The sequence below is a fragment of the Listeria cossartiae subsp. cossartiae genome, assembly GCF_014224155.1.
In the GTDB taxonomy this organism is placed as follows: Bacteria; Bacillota; Bacilli; order Lactobacillales; family Listeriaceae; genus Listeria; species Listeria cossartiae.
Genome location: NZ_JAASUI010000001.1, coordinates 499,661 through 517,455, shown reverse-complemented (window position 1 = coordinate 517,455; position 17,795 = coordinate 499,661). Strand labels below are relative to the sequence as shown.

Below are 17,795 nucleotides of genomic sequence, written 5' to 3'. Positions count from 1 at the left end.
ATTCTCCTACTTTCAAATAGTATCCATTTTTTTAGATTTCATGTAGATATAGCTGCCTGCAATAACTGAACATAATCCTACATTCCAAATAATAGAAAGAAGCGAAATCTCAAAATGACCATTTGGCAAAATAGAGATAATTCCCGCACTGTTATAAATATGCAAGTAATATTCTGCTAATAAATTGACAATTAGGATAGCAAAAGGAAGTAAAACGACCGCCGCTTTTTGAAGAGAACTCGCCTTCACATGATCTTTTAACCAACCTACCGGAATAACAAAGTAACAAACAAACATGGCGATAAATAAAAACATCATCAGCGTTCCAGATATAAACGATAACGTATCGCCTGCTTCAATCCGCCCTGTTTCAAAACCGTAATACCAAATAAAGGCACTTTGAAGTAAAATTACAGTAATTGCTGATAAATAAGCAGCAAATAGTTTTCCAAAAAATTTCTTTGTTTCTGAAAATCCAGAAAGAGAAGCAAGTGTTACATTTTCTTTCGATGTGTCTAGTTTCGTGATTTTCCAAGTCGTGATAAGGACTAGAATTAAGCTCATCACCGTTGTCCCTCGAATTGCTCTAAAAAGCAAATCAGTTCCCTCCAGCAGATTTATCGTGAATCCTAGAAAGTTCAGCCCGAAGATAAGTGCAAGTCCAATCAAAAGAATAGGACTAATTTGTTTTAAATAAAAAGTAATCATTTTTGTCATTTGTTCATTTCCTCCTTATAGAAATCGATTAATGAGTTGCCTGTTGCCTCGCGATAAGTTTCTGTTTCTATTGTTTTTAATGTATTATCTTTAATTAACCAAAGTTTGTTGTATAGTTTTTCGGTTCCTTCTAAATGGTGCGAAGAAATAATCGTGATAGCATCTGGCTCTGTTTCGCTAATAATAGCTTTCATTACTTCTGAACGAGCCATAATATCGATACTCGCAAAAGGTTCATCATAAAGATACAATTTGGCTTTTCTTGCTAACACACTACCAATTTTCACTTTCATTAACATACCTGTTGATAGTTCGCCAAGTTTTAGGCGTTTGTTAATTCGCCATCCAGCAAGTAATCGGTCCCACTTATCTAACTCCATATTTTCAAAAAGAAGCGCATGTTGTTTCATAAATTCTTCTATAGTAGTACTTTTTTTAGCGTAAAGTTCATTATTTAAATAAGCGATTTGCTGACGGATTTCATTCTTTATGAAAACTTCATTATCTAGTTGTAATGTGCCACTATCCGGTTTCTTCAAATTTGCTAACATATCTAGCAAGGTCGTTTTCCCGCTACCATTTTCACCAGTGAGCACGATCATGTCGCCTGGCTTTGCTTCGAAGTCCACATTTTGTAAGACTAATTTATTTGGATAGGATTTAGCGATATTATTCCCCACTAACATTTACTTCTACCTCCTCTACTTTTTTCACCCAAGCGATGATTTTTTCTTTATTAATTCCTAATTTACTCATTTCACTAATAAAATTTTCGGTAAGTTGTTTTGCGATGTCATTTTCCAATTGCTCCATTCTCCTCTTATCTTCTGTCAAATATTTACCAGTACCTCGAACGGTGAAAATAATCCCCGCTTCTTCCAGTTCTGCATAAGCTCGCTGGATGGTTGTCGGATTTACTTCTAACTTTGTTGCTAGCTCTCTTACAGATAGTAGCTTGTCACCAGCCTCATATTTTCCTGTAACAATTTCTGTATGAATATAATGAACGATTTGTTTATAAATGGGTTTACTATCATCAAACTTCATCATTTCCTCCTTTCGCCTGTCTGTCCGTATCACCGTACCATCTGGGTCACACTGGCTATGAATGTACTATATCAAAGGATTCTGACACGATTTATATATTCAATATAGAAAAAAAGCTTTTTTGCTTCGTTAAAAAATATTTTCTATTCAGGAATATATACTAAGCGCTACTTTAGAGAACGTCACAAACTGTTCAAAAATCTTTTTCTACATAAATAGCGTATAATAAAGGGTAAACAAATCCGCAAAGGAGTGGCGCTAATGTCAGAAAAACTTGATACCGTACTTGGCTATTTAAAAGAATTTCCGGATTACTATAAACATGTAAAAAAGCAAACCTATACAATGAATGAAAAAATAATTTTTGAGGAAGAAAAGGCAAAACACATCTTTTTCGTATTAGAGGGTTATGCTGCAGTCGAATTAGAGGATAATTTGAGAAAAACGAACTATATTTCGATATTTGTTCTTCCATATAATATTTTAGGAATTGATGCATTCTCCTCTTATCCAAAGAAAAAACATAGTATTACTGTTATGAGTGAAAGTCTTGTGCTTTATAAAATAGATGCTGACTTTTTACTCAACATATTATCGATCAAACCTGATGTGAATGATTTTCTTTTGACGAGTATTGCGGATGTTTTCGCTCGCCACTATGCACTTCTTGGAATGATTGCCAAAACGCCGAAAGAACGGATTTATATGGCTTTGGAAAATCTTGCCGTCGAGATGGGCTCAGAAAATGAGGAAAAAAATGAAATCGTGTTACCAAACTTTATCAACCAGTCAGTCCTTGCCAGATATTGCCGCACAACGCAGCCAAACATATCCAATTTGCTAACCGAACTTGTAGAAGAAGAATTTTTGGTCAACAAAAAAAGCCCTTATCGAATTGATAAGGACTCTTTGGATATATGAGATTTATATTAATTTAATAACTTAAATCATTTCCATTAGTTTCAATTACTTTTTTATACCAATTTAAAATTTTCTTCTTCAAAGCATCAAAGATAGTACGTTTTTATACGTTCTTCCGCATTAAAAAAATTCCAACGACTCCTCCTATAAGGATAATCGGTGCTAATCTGACAAACAACCATTCAAATGTATGAAAAGCTACTCCAATAACGCTAGTTTCAGGGTCACTATAATCCCACCCTAGGTAAGGACTATTTAGTATTATAAAGACCGCTGAAATTATTGCTATAACGGTACACATCGAGATAAATAGCCAATAAAGCATTTTTCGTCTAGCGGTCTTTCTTTGTGCAAGCTGTATGTTTATAATCTCCAGTTTTTCGGAGATTGCTTTTAGGTCATCAACCTTTGAAACCATAACAGTTTCTCCAAGCAAAGTGCTTACTGGTGTTTCAAGCACTTCCGATATGGAGATTAACATATCGGAATCAGGAACTGACAATCCTTGCTCCCATTTAGAGATTGTTTGTCGCACCACATTCAGTTTGATGGCAATTTCTTCTTGCGAAAGTCCTTTTGATTTTCTGATTGCTTTAATATTTTCGTTTAACATTAGAGATAACCGCCTTTCTTTCAGTTGTTATCACTATTGTATGAGAACCCGTCCATTGCTACAAGCAACGCATATTAACATTCAAATTTATACCCATGATATGCTGTTTGGCACATCACTCTTCTAAAATAGACAGCCTAGTTCTTATATATTTCAGCTATGATTTTGTTTTTTACGCCTGAAGAATAAACTGAATGCGACACATACTGCTATTAAACCAAATACACTATACAGCACACTATCCCAGAGATTATCCCCAGTGGTTGGCAGTTTTAATTTACCCGCTAATGTGGATGTTTCACTTTGTGTGGGCGTTATTTTTAAGCTTGCTGATTTCTCCGTTACCTTTTGTTCGTCTTGTACTTTTGGTGTGGTTGGTGTGGTTGGTTCTATTGGTATGACTTGATTTGATGGAGTAGTTGGTGTCGTTGGTGTCGCAGGAACGGCTTGATACACATATGTGACAGTTTGCGTACTCGCTTCAAATTCCCCGCTCGCATTGGTCGGCAATTTGCTCTCATCTAATGTATACCCGGCAATTTCTTTGGCTTCGGTTTGATAGGAACTACCTAATTTACCAGTTAAGTTTTCAGAAGTAGTTATTTCGTCCCCATTTTCATCTACATATTTCACCGTGACTGGTGCGCCTTCCACTTTTTCGTACACATACGTAACGGAAAGTGGCGCGTAGTCCAATGTGCCAATTCCATCTGCTGGTAATTTGGAAGTATCTAATTCATACTCATCAATTGCCAATTTGTATTCAGGCGTTGTTACATCATAATCGTCGCCTACAAATCCACTAACTGTCTGTGATTCATGGATGGTTTTTCCAGCTTCATCCACGTAATTAATTGTTAAATCTCCTGCTGCCGTACTTGGAATGTCAACACCAAAAGTTACTTGATTTTGCGGATTGTTTGGTGCATTATCCAGTACAACACGAATACTATGATAGCCAGAACTTAAACTCTTTAAAGAAATACTAATGTCAGAAGTTAACTCGCCCTCATAAAGTAGTTTTCCAGATGCGTCGTCCGTAATCGTTACCTCATGCCCTTCAAAAAGTTCCCTTTCAAACATAAACTCCGCATGTAAATCGATAAATGTGGGGCTACCGGGTAGAAAAGGTGTAAGCACTGTATCACTTGTTAGGTTAGTAAAATAGCTGTTCGTTGCTTTCAAATGACCGTTATATTCCGGCGTACTAGCTGGATAAACAAAAGTTGAATAGGAATAAATACTAGGTTCAGGTTTTCTACTATTAATAGTCACTTGATTACCGGAAACATTTACTTCATTCTTCCCTGTTCGATTTTCGTATAAGCTTAAAGGAATTTGGCCAACTAGCCGGTTACTCTGTAAAGCAATCGACGAAATATTTCCAAGACCATCAGGAATTGTTCCAGTTAAATCATTATAATCTAATCGAAGTTCCTTCAGCTTAGTTAATTCCCCAAGTTCAGCTGGAATCGTCCCGGTTAAATTATTACTGTATAAAAGTAAAGATTCTAATGAAACGAGATTTTTAATTTCAGGTGGTACTTCCCCCGTAAGGCCTCGTCCAGTAATTACAATTTGAGTAATTTTCGCTAAGTCGCCAAACGTTAGATTTACTCCCACTTGTTTTGGCGCGAGCTGTTGATTTACTTCATTTATTAGCCAGGTTTGTCCTCCCAAATCTTGAGCAGTAACTATATCCGTAGCAGCGTTGGTCGAATTCACTTGTTGTTTCATTTCTGTTTGCGCGTTTTCCTTTTCAACTGCTAATCCAGAAAGTGGATGCACGCTAAAAATACTAAAAGATATCGCTATCGTTGAAAGAAACGTAATAGCTTTTTTCATTAATGTCTAACCTCCATTTGTTTGATTACTACTAAAATTATACTCTATCTCTTTTTAGTAAAATTCCTTGTACGGCAGTAAAAAAGCGTATTTCGTGAACATTAAGTGAAATTTACATATCATAAAAATCTATGCTTATTTTAATCAAAAATCGCTTTTTCCCAGTCAAACTAATCAAATAAATTTCAACAGCAAAAATGAACAACCTCTTAAAACTAGTAAGGAATCGTTACAAAACCACTATACACAGCGATTTCACTTCTATTTAGAATTCGTTACAAATAATCACTCAGCGCTAAAAATGGTAATAAAAAAAATTCCACTATTTTTTACTACTACTTCCAGCACATAAATTACCTTTTCTCCAATTTTGTAAAACCGACATTTTTTAGACACATTTAACAAAATGCAGCCGATTTCGAAGTCTTTTTTTAGTACTCTTTAAAAACAAAAAAGTAATATAATTAACCAATAAATTGACAAATTTACAAATTACAGACAGGATGTGCCACAACTTGAGAAGAATTTTTCTCCTATTAATTTGTTTCATGATACTAGCAACCATTTGCCCTTATATTTTTTCGACCGTAAAAGCAGATTCCGCTACTTGGTTAGAAAAAGAACTAGATTACAATGAGCCATTCATAATCGCTGTTGAAAACCGGTTAAATAAAGAACGTGCCGATATTACATTAGCTGATTTAGAGTCGATCCCAATACTCCACGTGGAAGGAGCTTCTTCTATCCCAGATAAAATTTCCGATTTTAAGAATCTAACTTCTTTATCGGTCGTTAGCGGAACAGTCACAGAAGTACCTGCCAGTGTAGCTAAAATAACAAATTTAAAATCATTAAACTTGAATTTCAATAATTTACAAGTATTTCCCATGGTAGCTTTCCAATTACCTGCTTTAGATTCATTGCAGTTAGGAAGTAATGCTATTAAAGAGCTTCCGTCGAACTTTACTAGCCTATCCTCTCATTTAGGTAGTTTGGACCTTCGAAATAATAAATTAATTGCCATTCCTACAGAAACTTTTAGTATTAACTGGGCTAGCAATTACTGGCCGCCACTCAAGCTAAAACCACTAAATCTTTCACTTGGCGGAAATCAAATTACTACAGATATTCCAGCAGGCTACCTTGATGACTTTAACAATGGTGGAAACATGCTAGAACATTACGATTACAGACAAGGTCAAGATCAATTAGTATACAACGGCGAACCTATTACGGTGCCATATAAAACCGACTTTAATCAATTAACACCAGATAAATCCCAGCTCGGTTTAGCATCAGGAAAAGCACTTTTTGATACACATGAATTTAAATATGATGATGACGGTTCTTCTATTCTCTCAAACGGTGTCGCGAAAACGCCCGGAAATGGCTTTATTACTATCAAAAGTACTTTATCAACAGATTCCAATTCCTTTGCGAAAGTGCGCGTTCCGATTATCGTTGAAGAACGGCCAGTTGGCGGGAATATTACCGTAAATTATAAGAGCTCTACCGACGAAACCATTGCGCCAGCTGATACTTTGACAGGATTATTAGATGATAAATACACTTCCAAACCAAAGAAAATCCCTGGCTACACACTTACAAAAACACCAGCAAATGCGAACGGACTTTATACATTAGAGAACCAAACTGTTAATTATGTTTATACGAAAAATAGAACTTCAAAAAAAGCCGCTGTCCTAGAAGTACAATATGTAGACTCTAACAAAAAAATAATTAGCACTCCTTCGACATTAACCGGAACTATCGGAAATTCTTACAATGTTAAACCTAAAGATATCCCTGGCTACCAATTGGAAGAAACGCCAACCAACACTAACGGAACTTTTGGAGAAACACCGCAAAAAATAATCTTTGTTTACAAGAAAACAAGTACTATAGACTCCACCACTAATCCAACTACTCCAAATAGTACTAAAAACGAGGTTGCGAATGGCGCAACCCCCACTAGTAACAATATAAAAAAATTACCAAACACTGGTGATAAAACTCCAACAAAACCAATCGTTGCAGGTTTACTAGTTCTCACTTCCTCATTCCTTGTTTGGCGAAAAATGTCTAACTAATAATGACCAAAAAACCGACAAATACATTATTTGTCGGTTTTTCCTTTCGTATAAAAATACTAACTTATGCTTGTTTTTTCTTTAAAGTGAATACTGCTGTTCCAACAAGAAAGAGTCCAATTAAAATCCAGTACGGTGAATTATCCCCTGTTTTTGGCAATTCGTTTGTTGCTTTTTTTTCTGTTACTTTTTTCGTTTTAGTTGCTATTTTTTCTGATATTTTTTTTTCGGAAGGATCTTTCGTCTCATTTTTAGTAATAGGCGTCGGATTTACCGTGTCTTCCGAGTTTGCCAAATCTTCCAAGTCTGTTGAGTCCTCCGATTCTATCGGAACTGCTGGATCTGCAGGTTCTATTTTTGTTTCAGTAAACTGTGCATATAGCGTGATATCATTGGCAGGCATTTTGTTAGTCGCAAAATCCCATTTCTTTCCATCTATTGGCGCATCATACCAACCATCAAAAGTGCATCCTTCTTTGGTTGGCTCCGTTGGCTCAGAAATGATTACATTGCTTTTGTAGGATTCGGTCGAAATGGAACCTTCATTATCAAATGTCACGATAAAGCCATCAACAAGCGGTTGTGTGACTTTCCCGCTAAATACGCCTGTAGTTTGACCAATCTGAACCGTCTCAGAAAATGAATAATCTACATTCGCTACAAAACTAGGAAGTTGCCAATTTAGTGTAGAAGCAGAGTAGCTACCATTATAACTAATTGTTCCAGGTGATATAGCCTTTCCTTCGATATTTTTCACACTATTTTCAAGTGTTAAATCGGTAGCAAAAGCTTTGACTTGGTTCGTAATGTTCTGATCCTCTGCATAAAAATAATTTAATTTGCTGAAATTAGCATTTTTTAAAGAACTAATATCGCTAATATGATTGCTACTAATATCAATGTAAAAGTCATCCGTCAATGCATACTCTGCATATAGTGTCATTGTATTTAACGGACTAATATCACTAATTTCGTTATTATTAAGCGTCAATTGATGAAAGGATTTGCCAGAAAGCGGACTAATATCTTTAATTTTATTATTATCCAAATAAATATAAACAAATTGGTCCGCTGGGAAATCTTTTAAAACACTTATATCGCTTATATTATTCTCACTTAGATCTACTTGATTTATTTTTGAAAATGAACTAAATACGCTTATATCACGTATATTGTTACCTCTTGCTTGTATAAATGATATTTCTGTCAACTTACTAAGTGGCGATAAATCACTTACATTACTATTACTAATATCTATCTCTCTTAATTCTGCTAATCCTTCCAATACGGAAATATCGCTTACAGAATGGTTTGGAATAGCAAGCTCGCGTAGATTATGAAGATACTCTACACCTTCCAAAGAATAAATCACAGGCACTGTTCTACTACTTTGAAAAGCATCGTCCAGCTTTGTAATGCCATCCAAATCCGCCTGAGATACTTCACTAGTTGTACTCTTCCCAATCTCTCTAGCTACTAATTGAGCAACACCTTCATCAGGAAAAATCTCATTGATTGGCTTCGGAGCTTGTAAAATATCTGTGGTATCTGCAGAAGCTTGGTTTGGTGAACTAATCACACTAATTATAAAGACAGATGAAACAAATAATAGTATCGTCATCATTTTTTTCATTAAATTGTTTATTCCTCCTAGAAGTAAATTCACTATGCATACACTCAACTTCTAATATTATACTATCAAAATATATGGATATAGTACTAATTTAGGAATAAATCACTCACAATCCATCTGAAATATGAATAGGATGTGAACAATGTTGTGAAAATGGTTTTTTTATTACACAATTTCAATTCAAAAAGAGACCTTTAATCCTAAAGGTCTTCTCGTTCTAGCCATAAACTTAGTAATACATCATTTTCTTCTTTGATGTCGTCCTTGGTCATTTCAGGTTTAACATCTACTTTTTCAAGAATTTCAAAGGTGATGGTTTCGATTCCGTATTGCTTGGCTTCTTTCGCCATTTCTGGTGGGAGCATATTTCCGGCGCCGATTTTCACTCCGAATGCTAATTTGTTTGCTATACCTTTTAAATCCATCGTGTTATCGATGTGGTACTTGCCGCTTTCTTTGCTGAGAAAACGGTATACTCCGGCATCTGGGGCTTTTTCTTTGTATGCGCGAATGAGTTCTTTTCGGTTGTCTTTATTCATTAATTTCACGTCCTTAATAACCTGCTTCTTGTAAAAGTTTGCTGAGTGTTTTGAGGCGTTCGCTGAGAAGTTCATCGTCATTCTTTAAAACTTGTTCGAATAATTGGATGTCTTCATCGATGTAGTCGTTGTCTTCACAAACCGCGATAGTTAGCGCATCTCCTTGCAAACCGATACGATCAAGTGTTGGATTTTCTTTATCATAAAAATTGGGTAAACGGTAAGCATCTTTGAAATGGACTTTGGTTCTAGCGATTAAAATAGCTAGGTCTAGTACGCGATGTAACGGAAGTTCTTCAGATTGGCGCGACCATTTATCACCAGTGTGACGCCAAACTTTGGCTGAAATGTCTACTTTGCCTCGATCGTTCCACTGCGCAAGTCCGAGCGAAAGTCCTTTGGCATCAGAGTGATACGCATTTTTGCCGTCCACTTCTTCGTAATTTTCGACAACAATCACTGGTTTATGTTTTAAGGTAGTTGGAATCTTCATGAGATTTCTCCTTTTAAATTTTAGTAATTTACTAAATTAGTATATTACTAATTTCATAAAATGTAAAGAAAAAACTTTCCATATTGTTAGGAAAGTTCGTTTTTCATATGTAATTGTTGCAAGCCGTCTGGTAAATCGACTTGGATAGTGCGATTGTTCGTAACTTTTACAAGTCCTGCATCCGTTTGATAGGTGCCGGTTGCTGGGAGAACGTAATCGTCTAGGTCTGTCATCTCGCCGTTTTCCACGGTTCCGGTAATGTACCATGGATGTCCGAGGAGTTGTTCTGCCTCTATGAAATGGCCGCGCCGAATAAAAGCTCGAATGTTGGTGGAGCTGATTTTTGTTTGGTTGGTTTCAATCACTGGGACGGATGTGACACCAATACCATAGGGCTCGCAAAGGTCCCGAAGTAAGTCTACGTCCGAATCGCGTCCTTTGCCGAAATTAAATTCAGAACCGACGACGATATGCGATAAATTCAAGTTGGTCAAATGATCCGTGACAAATTCTTCTGGTGTTGTTTCGGCGTATCTTGGCGTGAAAGCTGTTTCGATTAAATGGTCTACGCCGTAATGTGCGAGCCAGCGTTCTTTTTCCATTCTTGGTGTGAGCATTTCGCGATATATTTCGATTTGTTTTAAAGCCCAAAGTGGGTGCGGGCTGAAACTGATAGCTGTTAGTATTTCGTTTTCCTTTTTGATGGATAAAGCTGTATTTAAAATGGTTTGATGACCGAGATGTACTCCGTCAAATTTACCGATTGTTAAAACTGCGGGTCGACTATCTTTATTTGGTTCGAGTGTTACGTGTGATACTTCCATTGGCTGATTTCCCCCATTCCTCTTTAAGTTTAAAGCATAACAAGGGCGCGGTGCAAATTTATTGATTACGTAAAAAAAGACCTTTTCTAGTTTCGAAAAGGTCTTGAAAAAATTTATTCTACTGTGACACTTTTGGCTAAGTTTCTTGGTTTGTCGACATCACAATCACGATGAAGTGCTGCATAGTATGCTAGTAATTGGCAAGGGATGACACTTGCTAGCGGTGTTAAGAGCGGGTGCACTTGCGGAATAACAAAACGGTCACCTGGTTGCGCGACGTTTTCCATTGCGAATACACATGTTTTGGCTCCGCGTGCTAATACTTCGTTAACATTTCCGCGAATATTCCAGTTGATTGATTCTTGTGTGATAAGCGTTAAAACTGGTGTACCGTCTTCAATTAGCGCGATTGTTCCGTGTTTTAGTTCCCCGCTTGCAAAACCTTCTGCTTGGATATACGAAATTTCTTTTAGTTTAAGAGCCGCTTCCATGGCTACGAAATAATCAATATTTCTACCCAGGAAGAAAGCATTGCGAGACGTTGCTAAAAATTCACCGGCAATATGCTCGATAACTTCTTTGCTAGAAACCATTGCTTCCATTGCAGTTGCTACAATTCCTAATTCAGCAGCTAAATTAATTTTAAGCGCTTCTGCGTCACCAAGTTCGCGACCAAGTGAAACAGCAAGTACCGCCAAGACGGAAATCTGCGCTGTATAGGCTTTAGTTGATGCAACGGCAATTTCTGGTCCTGCATATAAATACATCGAATGATCCGCTTCACGGTCAAGTGTCGAGCCTGGGACGTTTGTTAAAGTCAATGTGCGGTAGCCGAGTTCTTTTACTTTCACTAGACATTGGCGGCTATCGGCTGTTTCGCCACTTTGCGTGATGAAAATGAATAATGGTTTTTTCGACATTAGTGGTAAATTATAACCAAATTCACTCGAAACATGTACTTCTACCGGAATTTTAGCCATTTTTTCGATTAAGTTTTTTCCGACTAAGCCGGCATGATAACTCGTTCCGCAAGCAACGATGTGAATGCGGTCAGAAGATAAGATTTCGTCAATGATTGTTTGGTCGACGTTGATTTCGCCAGCTTCGTTTTGGTATGCTTGGATGATTTTACGAGTTACAGCTGGTTGTTCGTCGATTTCTTTTAACATGTAGTGCGGGTAAGTACCTTTTTCGATGTCGGATGCGTCTAGTTCTGCTTTGTAGCTCGCGCGAATCACTTCTTCGCCTTCTAATGTTTCTAAAGTGAAGCCGTCTTTTGTGACGATAACAATTTCTTTGTCCATAATTTCCACAAATTCGTCGGTTTCTTTCAGTACGGCCATTGCGTCACTTGCGATTACGTTGAAGTTTTCGCCTTTTCCGATTAGTAATGGGCTTTTGTTTTTTGCTGCGTAAAGTGTTTCTGTATCGGTTTGGTCGATTAAGCAGATTGCGTAAGAACCGTGAAGTAACGATAACGCTTTTTTGAACGCTTCTTTAGTAGAAAGTTCTGCTGCAAAAAGTTCGATAAGCTGCACGATTACTTCTGTATCAGTATCACTAATAAAGGAATGATCTTTTAAGTATTCTTCTTTTAAAAGGGTATAGTTTTCGATTACGCCGTTATGAACAATCGTAAAACGACCAGATTTACTTTGGTGCGGGTGGGCGTTTTCGTGATTTGGTTTGCCGTGAGTTGCCCAGCGTGTATGACCTATTCCAGTAGTACCGAATGCGTCGTTTGGCACTAGGCTTGCAAGATCTGCAATCCGCCCTTTTTCTTTGACAACGGTTACTAGGTCCCTGTTTTGTAAGGCGATTCCAGCTGAATCATAACCACGGTATTCTAATTTTTCAAGTCCTTCTAATAAAATGCCTTTTGCATTGTTTGTTCCAATATATCCTACGATTCCACACATAATAAATTCCTCCAATAATTAACTTGAGGGCAGACTTGTCCAATTTCAAGCCCTCTTGATTTTTTGGTTTCCTTGGAGGGGTAAAAAACATGTTTCATTACTACTCTGTCCACTTGGTCGCCCAAATGATTTGTAAGTAAGACTTAACGACTGCATGCACAGCCGGGAGACTCCCGCCGAAATTTCGATTAATCTCCTCCTCGTCAACTGATTCGTTACTTTTCAGGAATTTCACCTTCAAGCATTTTCGTCCCAATCAGTTCTGGCGCTTCTATTTAATTGTACGATCCTCCTTCATTACTTTTCAAGGAAACAAATTCATTTTACAATAATATGTATACTAGGTCAAGCATTATATAAAGCCGTTTGATTAAAATTGGTCTATACATTGACAAAAAATAGCAAATGCCTAATAATATAGATATGATATGAAAAGGAGCGAGCTGAATGGTTTTTACCAAAAAAATAGTCGCTAGTATTGCTGTTATTATTTCACTTGGGTTGATTTATTTCCGTTTTAATACAGCTTCCGCATTGGAGAATACAAGTAATGCTTCCCTACTTCCTTCTACTGGAGATGCATTTTCGGTTTGGCCGGTCGTTATTGGAGTACTTCTTGTAGTGCTTGCTGTAGTACTATTTATTAAGAAAAGAATTTAAAAAAATCGTTTGAGAGCATTCATCATGCTTTCAAACGATTTTTTTATGGGCGACTTAGGTAAATGGCTTGTTTGCCCATTGCGGACCAACCTTCTTCTAGGACGCTTCTTTTCACAGCGCGATTTTTATGTCCGTATGGGTCGTTAATGTAAAAATTATTTTTATCAAAACCGGTAATAACGACACTGTGCATCGAGTAAGTGATTTTCTTTGTACCTTCTTTGGTTTGCACGGTTTGCCAGTTTTTTGGAGCATGGTAATCGGTTGTGGTGATAATCCAAACTGGTGCACCGGTGCTTAGTACGGTGATAATATCGTGGATGCTGTTGCCGCTAATATCATGGACGTGCGCTTCGTTAACGTATTTCGCTGCTAGTTTGGCGATTGGCGCATGATTTACACCAAGTCCAGGACTATCGCCGTTAATGCTCCCAACGAATGCTTTATCCGGGTTGCCGTGTAAACCGTTTTGTTCGATTGGCGTGGATGGGAGATTATTTGCTAGCTCGTTTTTCGTTACGTTTTTCCCAGCGAATTGTAAGAGCATCGCTAGACTTGTAACTTCGCAGCCATTAAAAAGGGACGGAGCATCCATTTGATTCACTAAAGGGACGTCTAATCTTACATTAAAAGGTTCGTTGTCTAGTTTGTAAACTACTTTGGCGCTTTCGAGTTTGACGCTTGGTGAATAAAAGGTATATTTCGTATTTAGAAGGGTCAAACTAAATATACACGCTGTAATAACAAGCAGTGATTTTATCCAAATTCGCATGATACATGCTACCTAGACATTTTCTGCTAGGACTGGCTCTCCTGGATCTTTTGTTTCTGATTCTGTTTCTTCTGCTAGTTCGACCGTTTCTTCGCTCACTTCGGTATTGAAGTTGGCGATATACCCTTCTAATGAACCGGAAATTTTTTGCATTTCTTCGGAGATAATGACGAGCTCGTCCACTTTCATTTTGTTTACTTCCGCGAATTCAAGTGCGGCAGTGGATTTTTCACCGATTTGGTTGGAGATTTCTGTTACGTCACTAATCGATGTGTTAACCTCTTCAATTCCAGCAGCCATTTCTTCGGTTTCTTGGGAGACGTTTTGCATTTGGGCGGAAATATCATTGACACGGTTGAGTAAATCTGTGAAAGTTGCCTCTGTTTCGGAAATGATTTTTTGGCCCGCTTCGGATTCGGAAAGACCTGTGTTCATTACTTCGATGGTTGTTTTTGATTCTGTTTGGATTTTTTTCAGGACGGTATTAATATCTACAACAGCAAGGCGCGATTGTTCCGCAAGCTTCCGGACTTCTTCGGCTACGACTGCGAAACCACGGCCATGCTCTCCGGCGCGCGCAGATTCGATGGCTGCATTTAGGGCCAGTAAGTTTGTTTGGTCAGCGATATTTGTAACGGTATCTAGCGCTTTTTCGACTTCACCAACGCGGTTAACTAGTTGGGAAACAACGTCTGTGCTTGAACGCATAACACCGCTAATACGATCCATTTGTGATACTAGGTTATTAATAACGGCAATTCCGTCGTTGGTTTTTTCTGCGGAGTCTTTTGTTAGGTCAGATACTTTAAGGGCATATTCAGCTACGTTTTGAACGCCGCCTGTCATTTGATCCATCGCGTCAGTGCTTTCTTTCATGCTACCGATTTGCGTTTGGATTTGTTCGCCCATCATTTTCATTTCGATATCCATTTCAGTTGTCATCGCGGAAATAATTTCAGAGCTAATAATGACGTTGTCGCTTGAGGACTTCACATCTGTGGAGGCTTTTTTAACGTCTTCAATCATTAGGCGGAGGTTTTCGCTCATTTCGTTCAAGTCGTTAGTGATGTCGCCCAGTTCATCTCTACCATTGTAAGTGCTGCGGTAAGATAGGTCGCCACTCGCTACTTTATGTACGGCTGTTTGCAGATGACGAATTCCTTTTAGAATAACTCTAGTAATATAGGCGTTGAAAATGAATAGTGAAATTAGCACGGCGATAATTACTGCTGTGAAAATTAAACTGATTTTTACACCAAAATCGGAAATTGCTTGCGAGGAATTTTCGACTTCTTTGTAGTTCATGTCATTTAAAACGTTTAACTGTTTTGTTGCATCGTCAAATTTTGTTTTGACGTTTTGGTAATATCTGTTTTGCGCTCCTAGTAGTTCTGCGTCGTCTAATGCGCTTGATGTATCACTGATTACAGAGGATGCGGCTGATTTCATGTCTGCTAGTTTTTCTTCAAAATAGGCTAATTGCTTTTTGTCTTCCGCTGTTAAATTGGCTTTTTTGAAATTATGAATTGCTTGGTCATTCTCGGCATACAAATCATCAATATCTTTGATAAGGGTTGATTTTCCGTTAATAGTGTCGAACATGGTCAGGATGTCGATATTGATTTGCGCCATGTTTGTTTGGATTTTTGCGATTTCTTTCATCGGTGCGACATTATTATCAACCATATTATCTGAAAGTGTTGCTACATGACGAAATCCTAGGAAACTAGTTGCGCCAAGTCCGATTAACATGATGGTGGTTATAACAATATTGATGCTTAATTTTGTTTTCAATTTACGATTTTTAATTAAATTCACCCATTCCACACTCCTATTCTCTAATTCTAGTTTATTATCTCATATTTTTTTAAAAAACTCTATATTTTATTGTAAAATAATTAGTTTTAATAAAAAACATTGTGGAAACTAGCGAATATCGGTGTGAAATGGGTGATAATGTTATTTTTTTATTTATTTTTTATAAAAATCTACGTAAAATCGTTTTTAATGGTGGCATTTTTGCGAAACGGTGATCTTCCAGGACGGATTGGACTTCGAATTTGGTGTAACCGAGTGCTTCGTCCATGATGATTTTTCCTGGAAGTGGAGCGGCTGAGCTATCCACGGAAACGTCGATGATGACTGGTTTGGTTGCGAGTTTGGCGTTTTCAAAGGCGCTTTCTAGGTCAGCCATTTTTTCTACTCGGAAGCCGATTCCACCGCAACTTTCGGCGAATTTTGCGTAATTGATGTCTGGGAGGTCGATGGCGTAATTGAGTTCGCCGGCTGATTGTTGTTCGTATTTAATGAAGGATAGTTCTTGATTGTTTAGGACAACGATGATCATTGGCATGTTTTGTCCGACAGCGGTGACGAAATCTTGCATCACCATTGAGAAGCCTCCGTCACCTACGATCGCGATTGCTTGGCGGTCTGGATAGGCTTTTTTGGCAGCGATGGCTCCTGGTAAGCCGCACCCCATTGTACCAAGCCATGCGGAAACGATAAAGTCATTTTCAGGTGTTAAATGTAAGTAGCGCGTACTCCAAACGGTTGCGGTTCCTACATCGATGGAGAAAATGGCATCGTTGTCGGCGATTTTTTGGATGTTGGCCATTACGACTTCTGGTGCGATTGGATCGGTTGTTTGCGTTACGTCTTCTTCTAACCATTTCCACCATTCTTGCATATTTTCTTGGCATGCTTGGAGGAATTTACGCTCTTCTACCGGAGCAATTTTGGTTGTTAAATTGCGGATGATTTCTGCGGCATCGCCAACTAGGCCAACTGTCGCTGGATAGCGTTTGCTGATTTTTGCTGGATCGATGTCGATTTGGATGCAATCGGCTTTTTTAGGTAAGTAGTTGCTGTACGGGTAGTCGTTTCCGAACATTAGTAGTAAATCGGTTTCTTGCATGGCTTCATAGGCTGGCTTTGTACCGATTTTACCAAGATTGCCGAGTGCGTTTGGGTGGTCGTCTGGGATGATTGTTTTCGCTGGCAAGGAATTGATAATTGGGATTTTGGCTTTTTCCGCGAATTCGATTAAAGCTGCCCCGGCGTGTTTGGTTCCAAGACCTGCTAGGATAACTGGTTTTTCCGCTTTATCAATTAACGCTACGGCTTCTTGCAAGTTTACTTCATCAAGTTGCGGATTTTCTTGCTCAAATTTGACTGGATTTGCTTCTAGGCTTGCTTTAATTTCTTGGGCTGGAATATCGTTTGGGATGGTTAGGACGGCGACGCCTTTTTCTTTGTAAGCCGTGCGAATCGCTTCATCGACCACATCCGCGAGTGTTTCCGCGTTATCAATTTGTTTATTATAAACGGCAACATCTTCAAAAATTGCTGGCAAATTGACTTCTTGGAAAAAACCGGTATTTAGGACGTCGGTTGTTACTTGACCCGCGAGAACGAGCATTGGTACATGGTCCATTTTGGCGTCATACATACCGTTTAATAGATGGATTGCGCCGGGGCCGCCGATGGATAATGCGACACCAATTTTGCCGGTAAGTTTGGTATAGGCTGCGGCGGCTAAGGTTGCGACTTCCTCGTGGCGGACGTGAATAAATTCAATCGCCTCTTGTTCTTTTCGTAAAGCGTCGACTACTGTATCAATCGAATCGCCGGGCAAGCCATAAACGTGGTCGATACCCCAATTTTTCAATGTTTGTACGAGTGTTTCACTTGCTTTAACTTTTTTCATTCTATATTCTCCT

The 17,795-nt window shown here is 38.1% G+C and carries 16 protein-coding genes; 3 read left to right on the top strand and 13 right to left on the bottom strand.

Translation table 11 applies throughout. From position 1 onward, the window contains the following. Nucleotides 1-12: 12 nt before the first annotated feature. The 3 genes from HCJ30_RS02655 to HCJ30_RS02645 are packed head-to-tail and all read right to left on the bottom strand — an operon-like array spanning nt 13 to nt 1,764. Nucleotides 13-717: an ABC transporter permease gene (locus HCJ30_RS02655; protein WP_185390866.1), complete on the bottom strand. Its 705-nt coding sequence runs from the start codon at nt 715-717 to the stop codon at nt 13-15. Further along, on the bottom strand, nt 714-1,403 hold the full coding sequence (locus HCJ30_RS02650; RefSeq protein ID WP_185390865.1) for an ATP-binding cassette domain-containing protein: 690 nt from the start codon (nt 1,401-1,403) through the stop codon (nt 714-716). Before HCJ30_RS02650 ends, HCJ30_RS02655 begins: the two co-directional genes overlap by 4 nt. Beyond that, nucleotides 1,387-1,764 carry a GntR family transcriptional regulator gene (locus tag HCJ30_RS02645; protein ID WP_069009251.1) on the bottom strand — a complete coding sequence of 126 codons (378 nt, stop codon included), beginning with the start codon at nt 1,762-1,764 and terminating at the stop codon, nt 1,387-1,389. The genes HCJ30_RS02650 and HCJ30_RS02645 overlap by 17 nt, the downstream gene beginning before the upstream one ends. 261 nt (nt 1,765-2,025) lie before the next feature. Here HCJ30_RS02645 and HCJ30_RS02640 point away from each other — a divergent pair, with 261 nt between their 5' ends. Further along, the gene (locus tag HCJ30_RS02640) at nt 2,026-2,685 is read left to right on the top strand and encodes a Crp/Fnr family transcriptional regulator (RefSeq protein ID WP_069890813.1); all 660 of its coding nucleotides are present in this window, start codon (nt 2,026-2,028) and stop codon (nt 2,683-2,685) included. 103 nt (nt 2,686-2,788) lie between these two features. Here the strand turns inward: HCJ30_RS02640 and HCJ30_RS02635 are convergent, their stop codons facing one another. After that, nucleotides 2,789-3,298: a helix-turn-helix domain-containing protein gene (locus tag HCJ30_RS02635; protein ID WP_185390864.1), complete on the bottom strand. Its 510-nt coding sequence runs from the start codon at nt 3,296-3,298 to the stop codon at nt 2,789-2,791. Between the two features lie 153 nt (nt 3,299-3,451). After that, nucleotides 3,452-5,143 carry a MucBP domain-containing protein gene (locus HCJ30_RS02630; protein ID WP_185390863.1) on the bottom strand — a complete coding sequence of 564 codons (1,692 nt, stop codon included), beginning with the start codon at nt 5,141-5,143 and terminating at the stop codon, nt 3,452-3,454. Nucleotides 5,144-5,691: 548 nt separating this feature from the next. On the opposite strand from HCJ30_RS02630, the gene HCJ30_RS02625 reads away from it, so the two are divergent. Then, nucleotides 5,692-7,233 (top strand): MucBP domain-containing protein, encoded by a 1,542-nt coding sequence (locus HCJ30_RS02625; protein ID WP_260444412.1) that lies wholly within the window; start codon nt 5,692-5,694, stop codon nt 7,231-7,233. A 64-nt stretch (nt 7,234-7,297) separates the two neighbouring features. On the opposite strand, the gene HCJ30_RS02620 is transcribed toward HCJ30_RS02625, so the two are convergent. The 5 genes from HCJ30_RS02620 to glmS form a co-directional block, all read right to left on the bottom strand. Continuing rightward, nucleotides 7,298-8,866 carry an InlB B-repeat-containing protein gene (locus HCJ30_RS02620; protein WP_185390862.1) on the bottom strand — a complete coding sequence of 523 codons (1,569 nt, stop codon included), beginning with the start codon at nt 8,864-8,866 and terminating at the stop codon, nt 7,298-7,300. Between the two features lie 200 nt (nt 8,867-9,066). Continuing rightward, a complete protein-coding gene (locus HCJ30_RS02615) occupies nt 9,067-9,405 on the bottom strand; it encodes a GIY-YIG nuclease family protein (protein ID WP_185390861.1) in 339 nt (112 codons plus the stop codon). Between the two features lie 13 nt (nt 9,406-9,418). Beyond that, a complete protein-coding gene (locus HCJ30_RS02610) occupies nt 9,419-9,898 on the bottom strand; it encodes a DUF6530 family protein (RefSeq protein WP_185390860.1) in 480 nt (159 codons plus the stop codon). 86 nt (nt 9,899-9,984) lie between these two features. Then, nucleotides 9,985-10,722, bottom strand: coding sequence for an FAD synthetase RibC (gene ribC, locus HCJ30_RS02605; protein ID WP_185390859.1), 738 nt, complete (start codon nt 10,720-10,722; stop codon nt 9,985-9,987). A 113-nt stretch (nt 10,723-10,835) separates the two neighbouring features. Beyond that, nucleotides 10,836-12,641: a glutamine--fructose-6-phosphate transaminase (isomerizing) gene (glmS, locus tag HCJ30_RS02600; protein ID WP_185390858.1), complete on the bottom strand. Its 1,806-nt coding sequence runs from the start codon at nt 12,639-12,641 to the stop codon at nt 10,836-10,838. Nucleotides 12,642-13,088: 447 nt separating this feature from the next. On the opposite strand from glmS, the gene HCJ30_RS02595 reads away from it, so the two are divergent. After that, on the top strand, nt 13,089-13,301 hold the full coding sequence (locus HCJ30_RS02595) for an LPXTG cell wall anchor domain-containing protein (RefSeq protein ID WP_185390857.1): 213 nt from the start codon (nt 13,089-13,091) through the stop codon (nt 13,299-13,301). Between the two features lie 43 nt (nt 13,302-13,344). On the opposite strand, the gene HCJ30_RS02590 is transcribed toward HCJ30_RS02595, so the two are convergent. The 3 genes from HCJ30_RS02590 to HCJ30_RS02580 all read right to left on the bottom strand — a co-directional run bounded on the left by HCJ30_RS02590 (nt 13,345) and on the right by HCJ30_RS02580 (nt 17,782). Further along, nucleotides 13,345-14,073, bottom strand: a complete 729-nt coding sequence (locus HCJ30_RS02590; protein WP_185390856.1) for a C39 family peptidase — start codon at nt 14,071-14,073, stop codon at nt 13,345-13,347. 12 nt (nt 14,074-14,085) lie between these two features. Continuing rightward, complete coding sequence (locus HCJ30_RS02585; RefSeq protein WP_185390855.1) at nt 14,086-15,891, bottom strand: methyl-accepting chemotaxis protein; 1,806 nt, start codon at nt 15,889-15,891, stop codon at nt 14,086-14,088. Nucleotides 15,892-16,051: 160 nt separating this feature from the next. Next, nucleotides 16,052-17,782 carry a pyruvate oxidase gene (locus HCJ30_RS02580; protein ID WP_185390854.1) on the bottom strand — a complete coding sequence of 577 codons (1,731 nt, stop codon included), beginning with the start codon at nt 17,780-17,782 and terminating at the stop codon, nt 16,052-16,054. Nucleotides 17,783-17,795 lie beyond the last annotated feature (13 nt).

Excerpts from the sequence above, each read along its gene's own strand:
- HCJ30_RS02655 (WP_185390866.1), bottom strand. The coding sequence starts at position 717 with ATGACAAAAATGATTACTTTTTATTTAAAACAAATTAGTCCTATTCTT.
- HCJ30_RS02650 (WP_185390865.1), bottom strand. The coding sequence starts at position 1,403 with ATGTTAGTGGGGAATAATATCGCTAAATCCTATCCAAATAAATTAGTC.
- HCJ30_RS02645 (WP_069009251.1), bottom strand. The coding sequence starts at position 1,764 with ATGAAGTTTGATGATAGTAAACCCATTTATAAACAAATCGTTCATTAT.
- HCJ30_RS02640 (WP_069890813.1), top strand. The coding sequence starts at position 2,026 with ATGTCAGAAAAACTTGATACCGTACTTGGCTATTTAAAAGAATTTCCG.
- HCJ30_RS02635 (WP_185390864.1), bottom strand. The coding sequence starts at position 3,298 with ATGTTAAACGAAAATATTAAAGCAATCAGAAAATCAAAAGGACTTTCG.
- HCJ30_RS02630 (WP_185390863.1), bottom strand. The coding sequence starts at position 5,143 with ATGAAAAAAGCTATTACGTTTCTTTCAACGATAGCGATATCTTTTAGT.
- HCJ30_RS02625 (WP_260444412.1), top strand. The coding sequence starts at position 5,692 with ATGATACTAGCAACCATTTGCCCTTATATTTTTTCGACCGTAAAAGCA.
- HCJ30_RS02620 (WP_185390862.1), bottom strand. The coding sequence starts at position 8,866 with ATGAAAAAAATGATGACGATACTATTATTTGTTTCATCTGTCTTTATA.
- HCJ30_RS02615 (WP_185390861.1), bottom strand. The coding sequence starts at position 9,405 with ATGAATAAAGACAACCGAAAAGAACTCATTCGCGCATACAAAGAAAAA.
- HCJ30_RS02610 (WP_185390860.1), bottom strand. The coding sequence starts at position 9,898 with ATGAAGATTCCAACTACCTTAAAACATAAACCAGTGATTGTTGTCGAA.
- ribC (WP_185390859.1), bottom strand. The coding sequence starts at position 10,722 with ATGGAAGTATCACACGTAACACTCGAACCAAATAAAGATAGTCGACCC.
- glmS (WP_185390858.1), bottom strand. The coding sequence starts at position 12,641 with ATGTGTGGAATCGTAGGATATATTGGAACAAACAATGCAAAAGGCATT.
- HCJ30_RS02595 (WP_185390857.1), top strand. The coding sequence starts at position 13,089 with ATGGTTTTTACCAAAAAAATAGTCGCTAGTATTGCTGTTATTATTTCA.
- HCJ30_RS02590 (WP_185390856.1), bottom strand. The coding sequence starts at position 14,073 with ATGCGAATTTGGATAAAATCACTGCTTGTTATTACAGCGTGTATATTT.
- HCJ30_RS02580 (WP_185390854.1), bottom strand. The coding sequence starts at position 17,782 with ATGAAAAAAGTTAAAGCAAGTGAAACACTCGTACAAACATTGAAAAAT.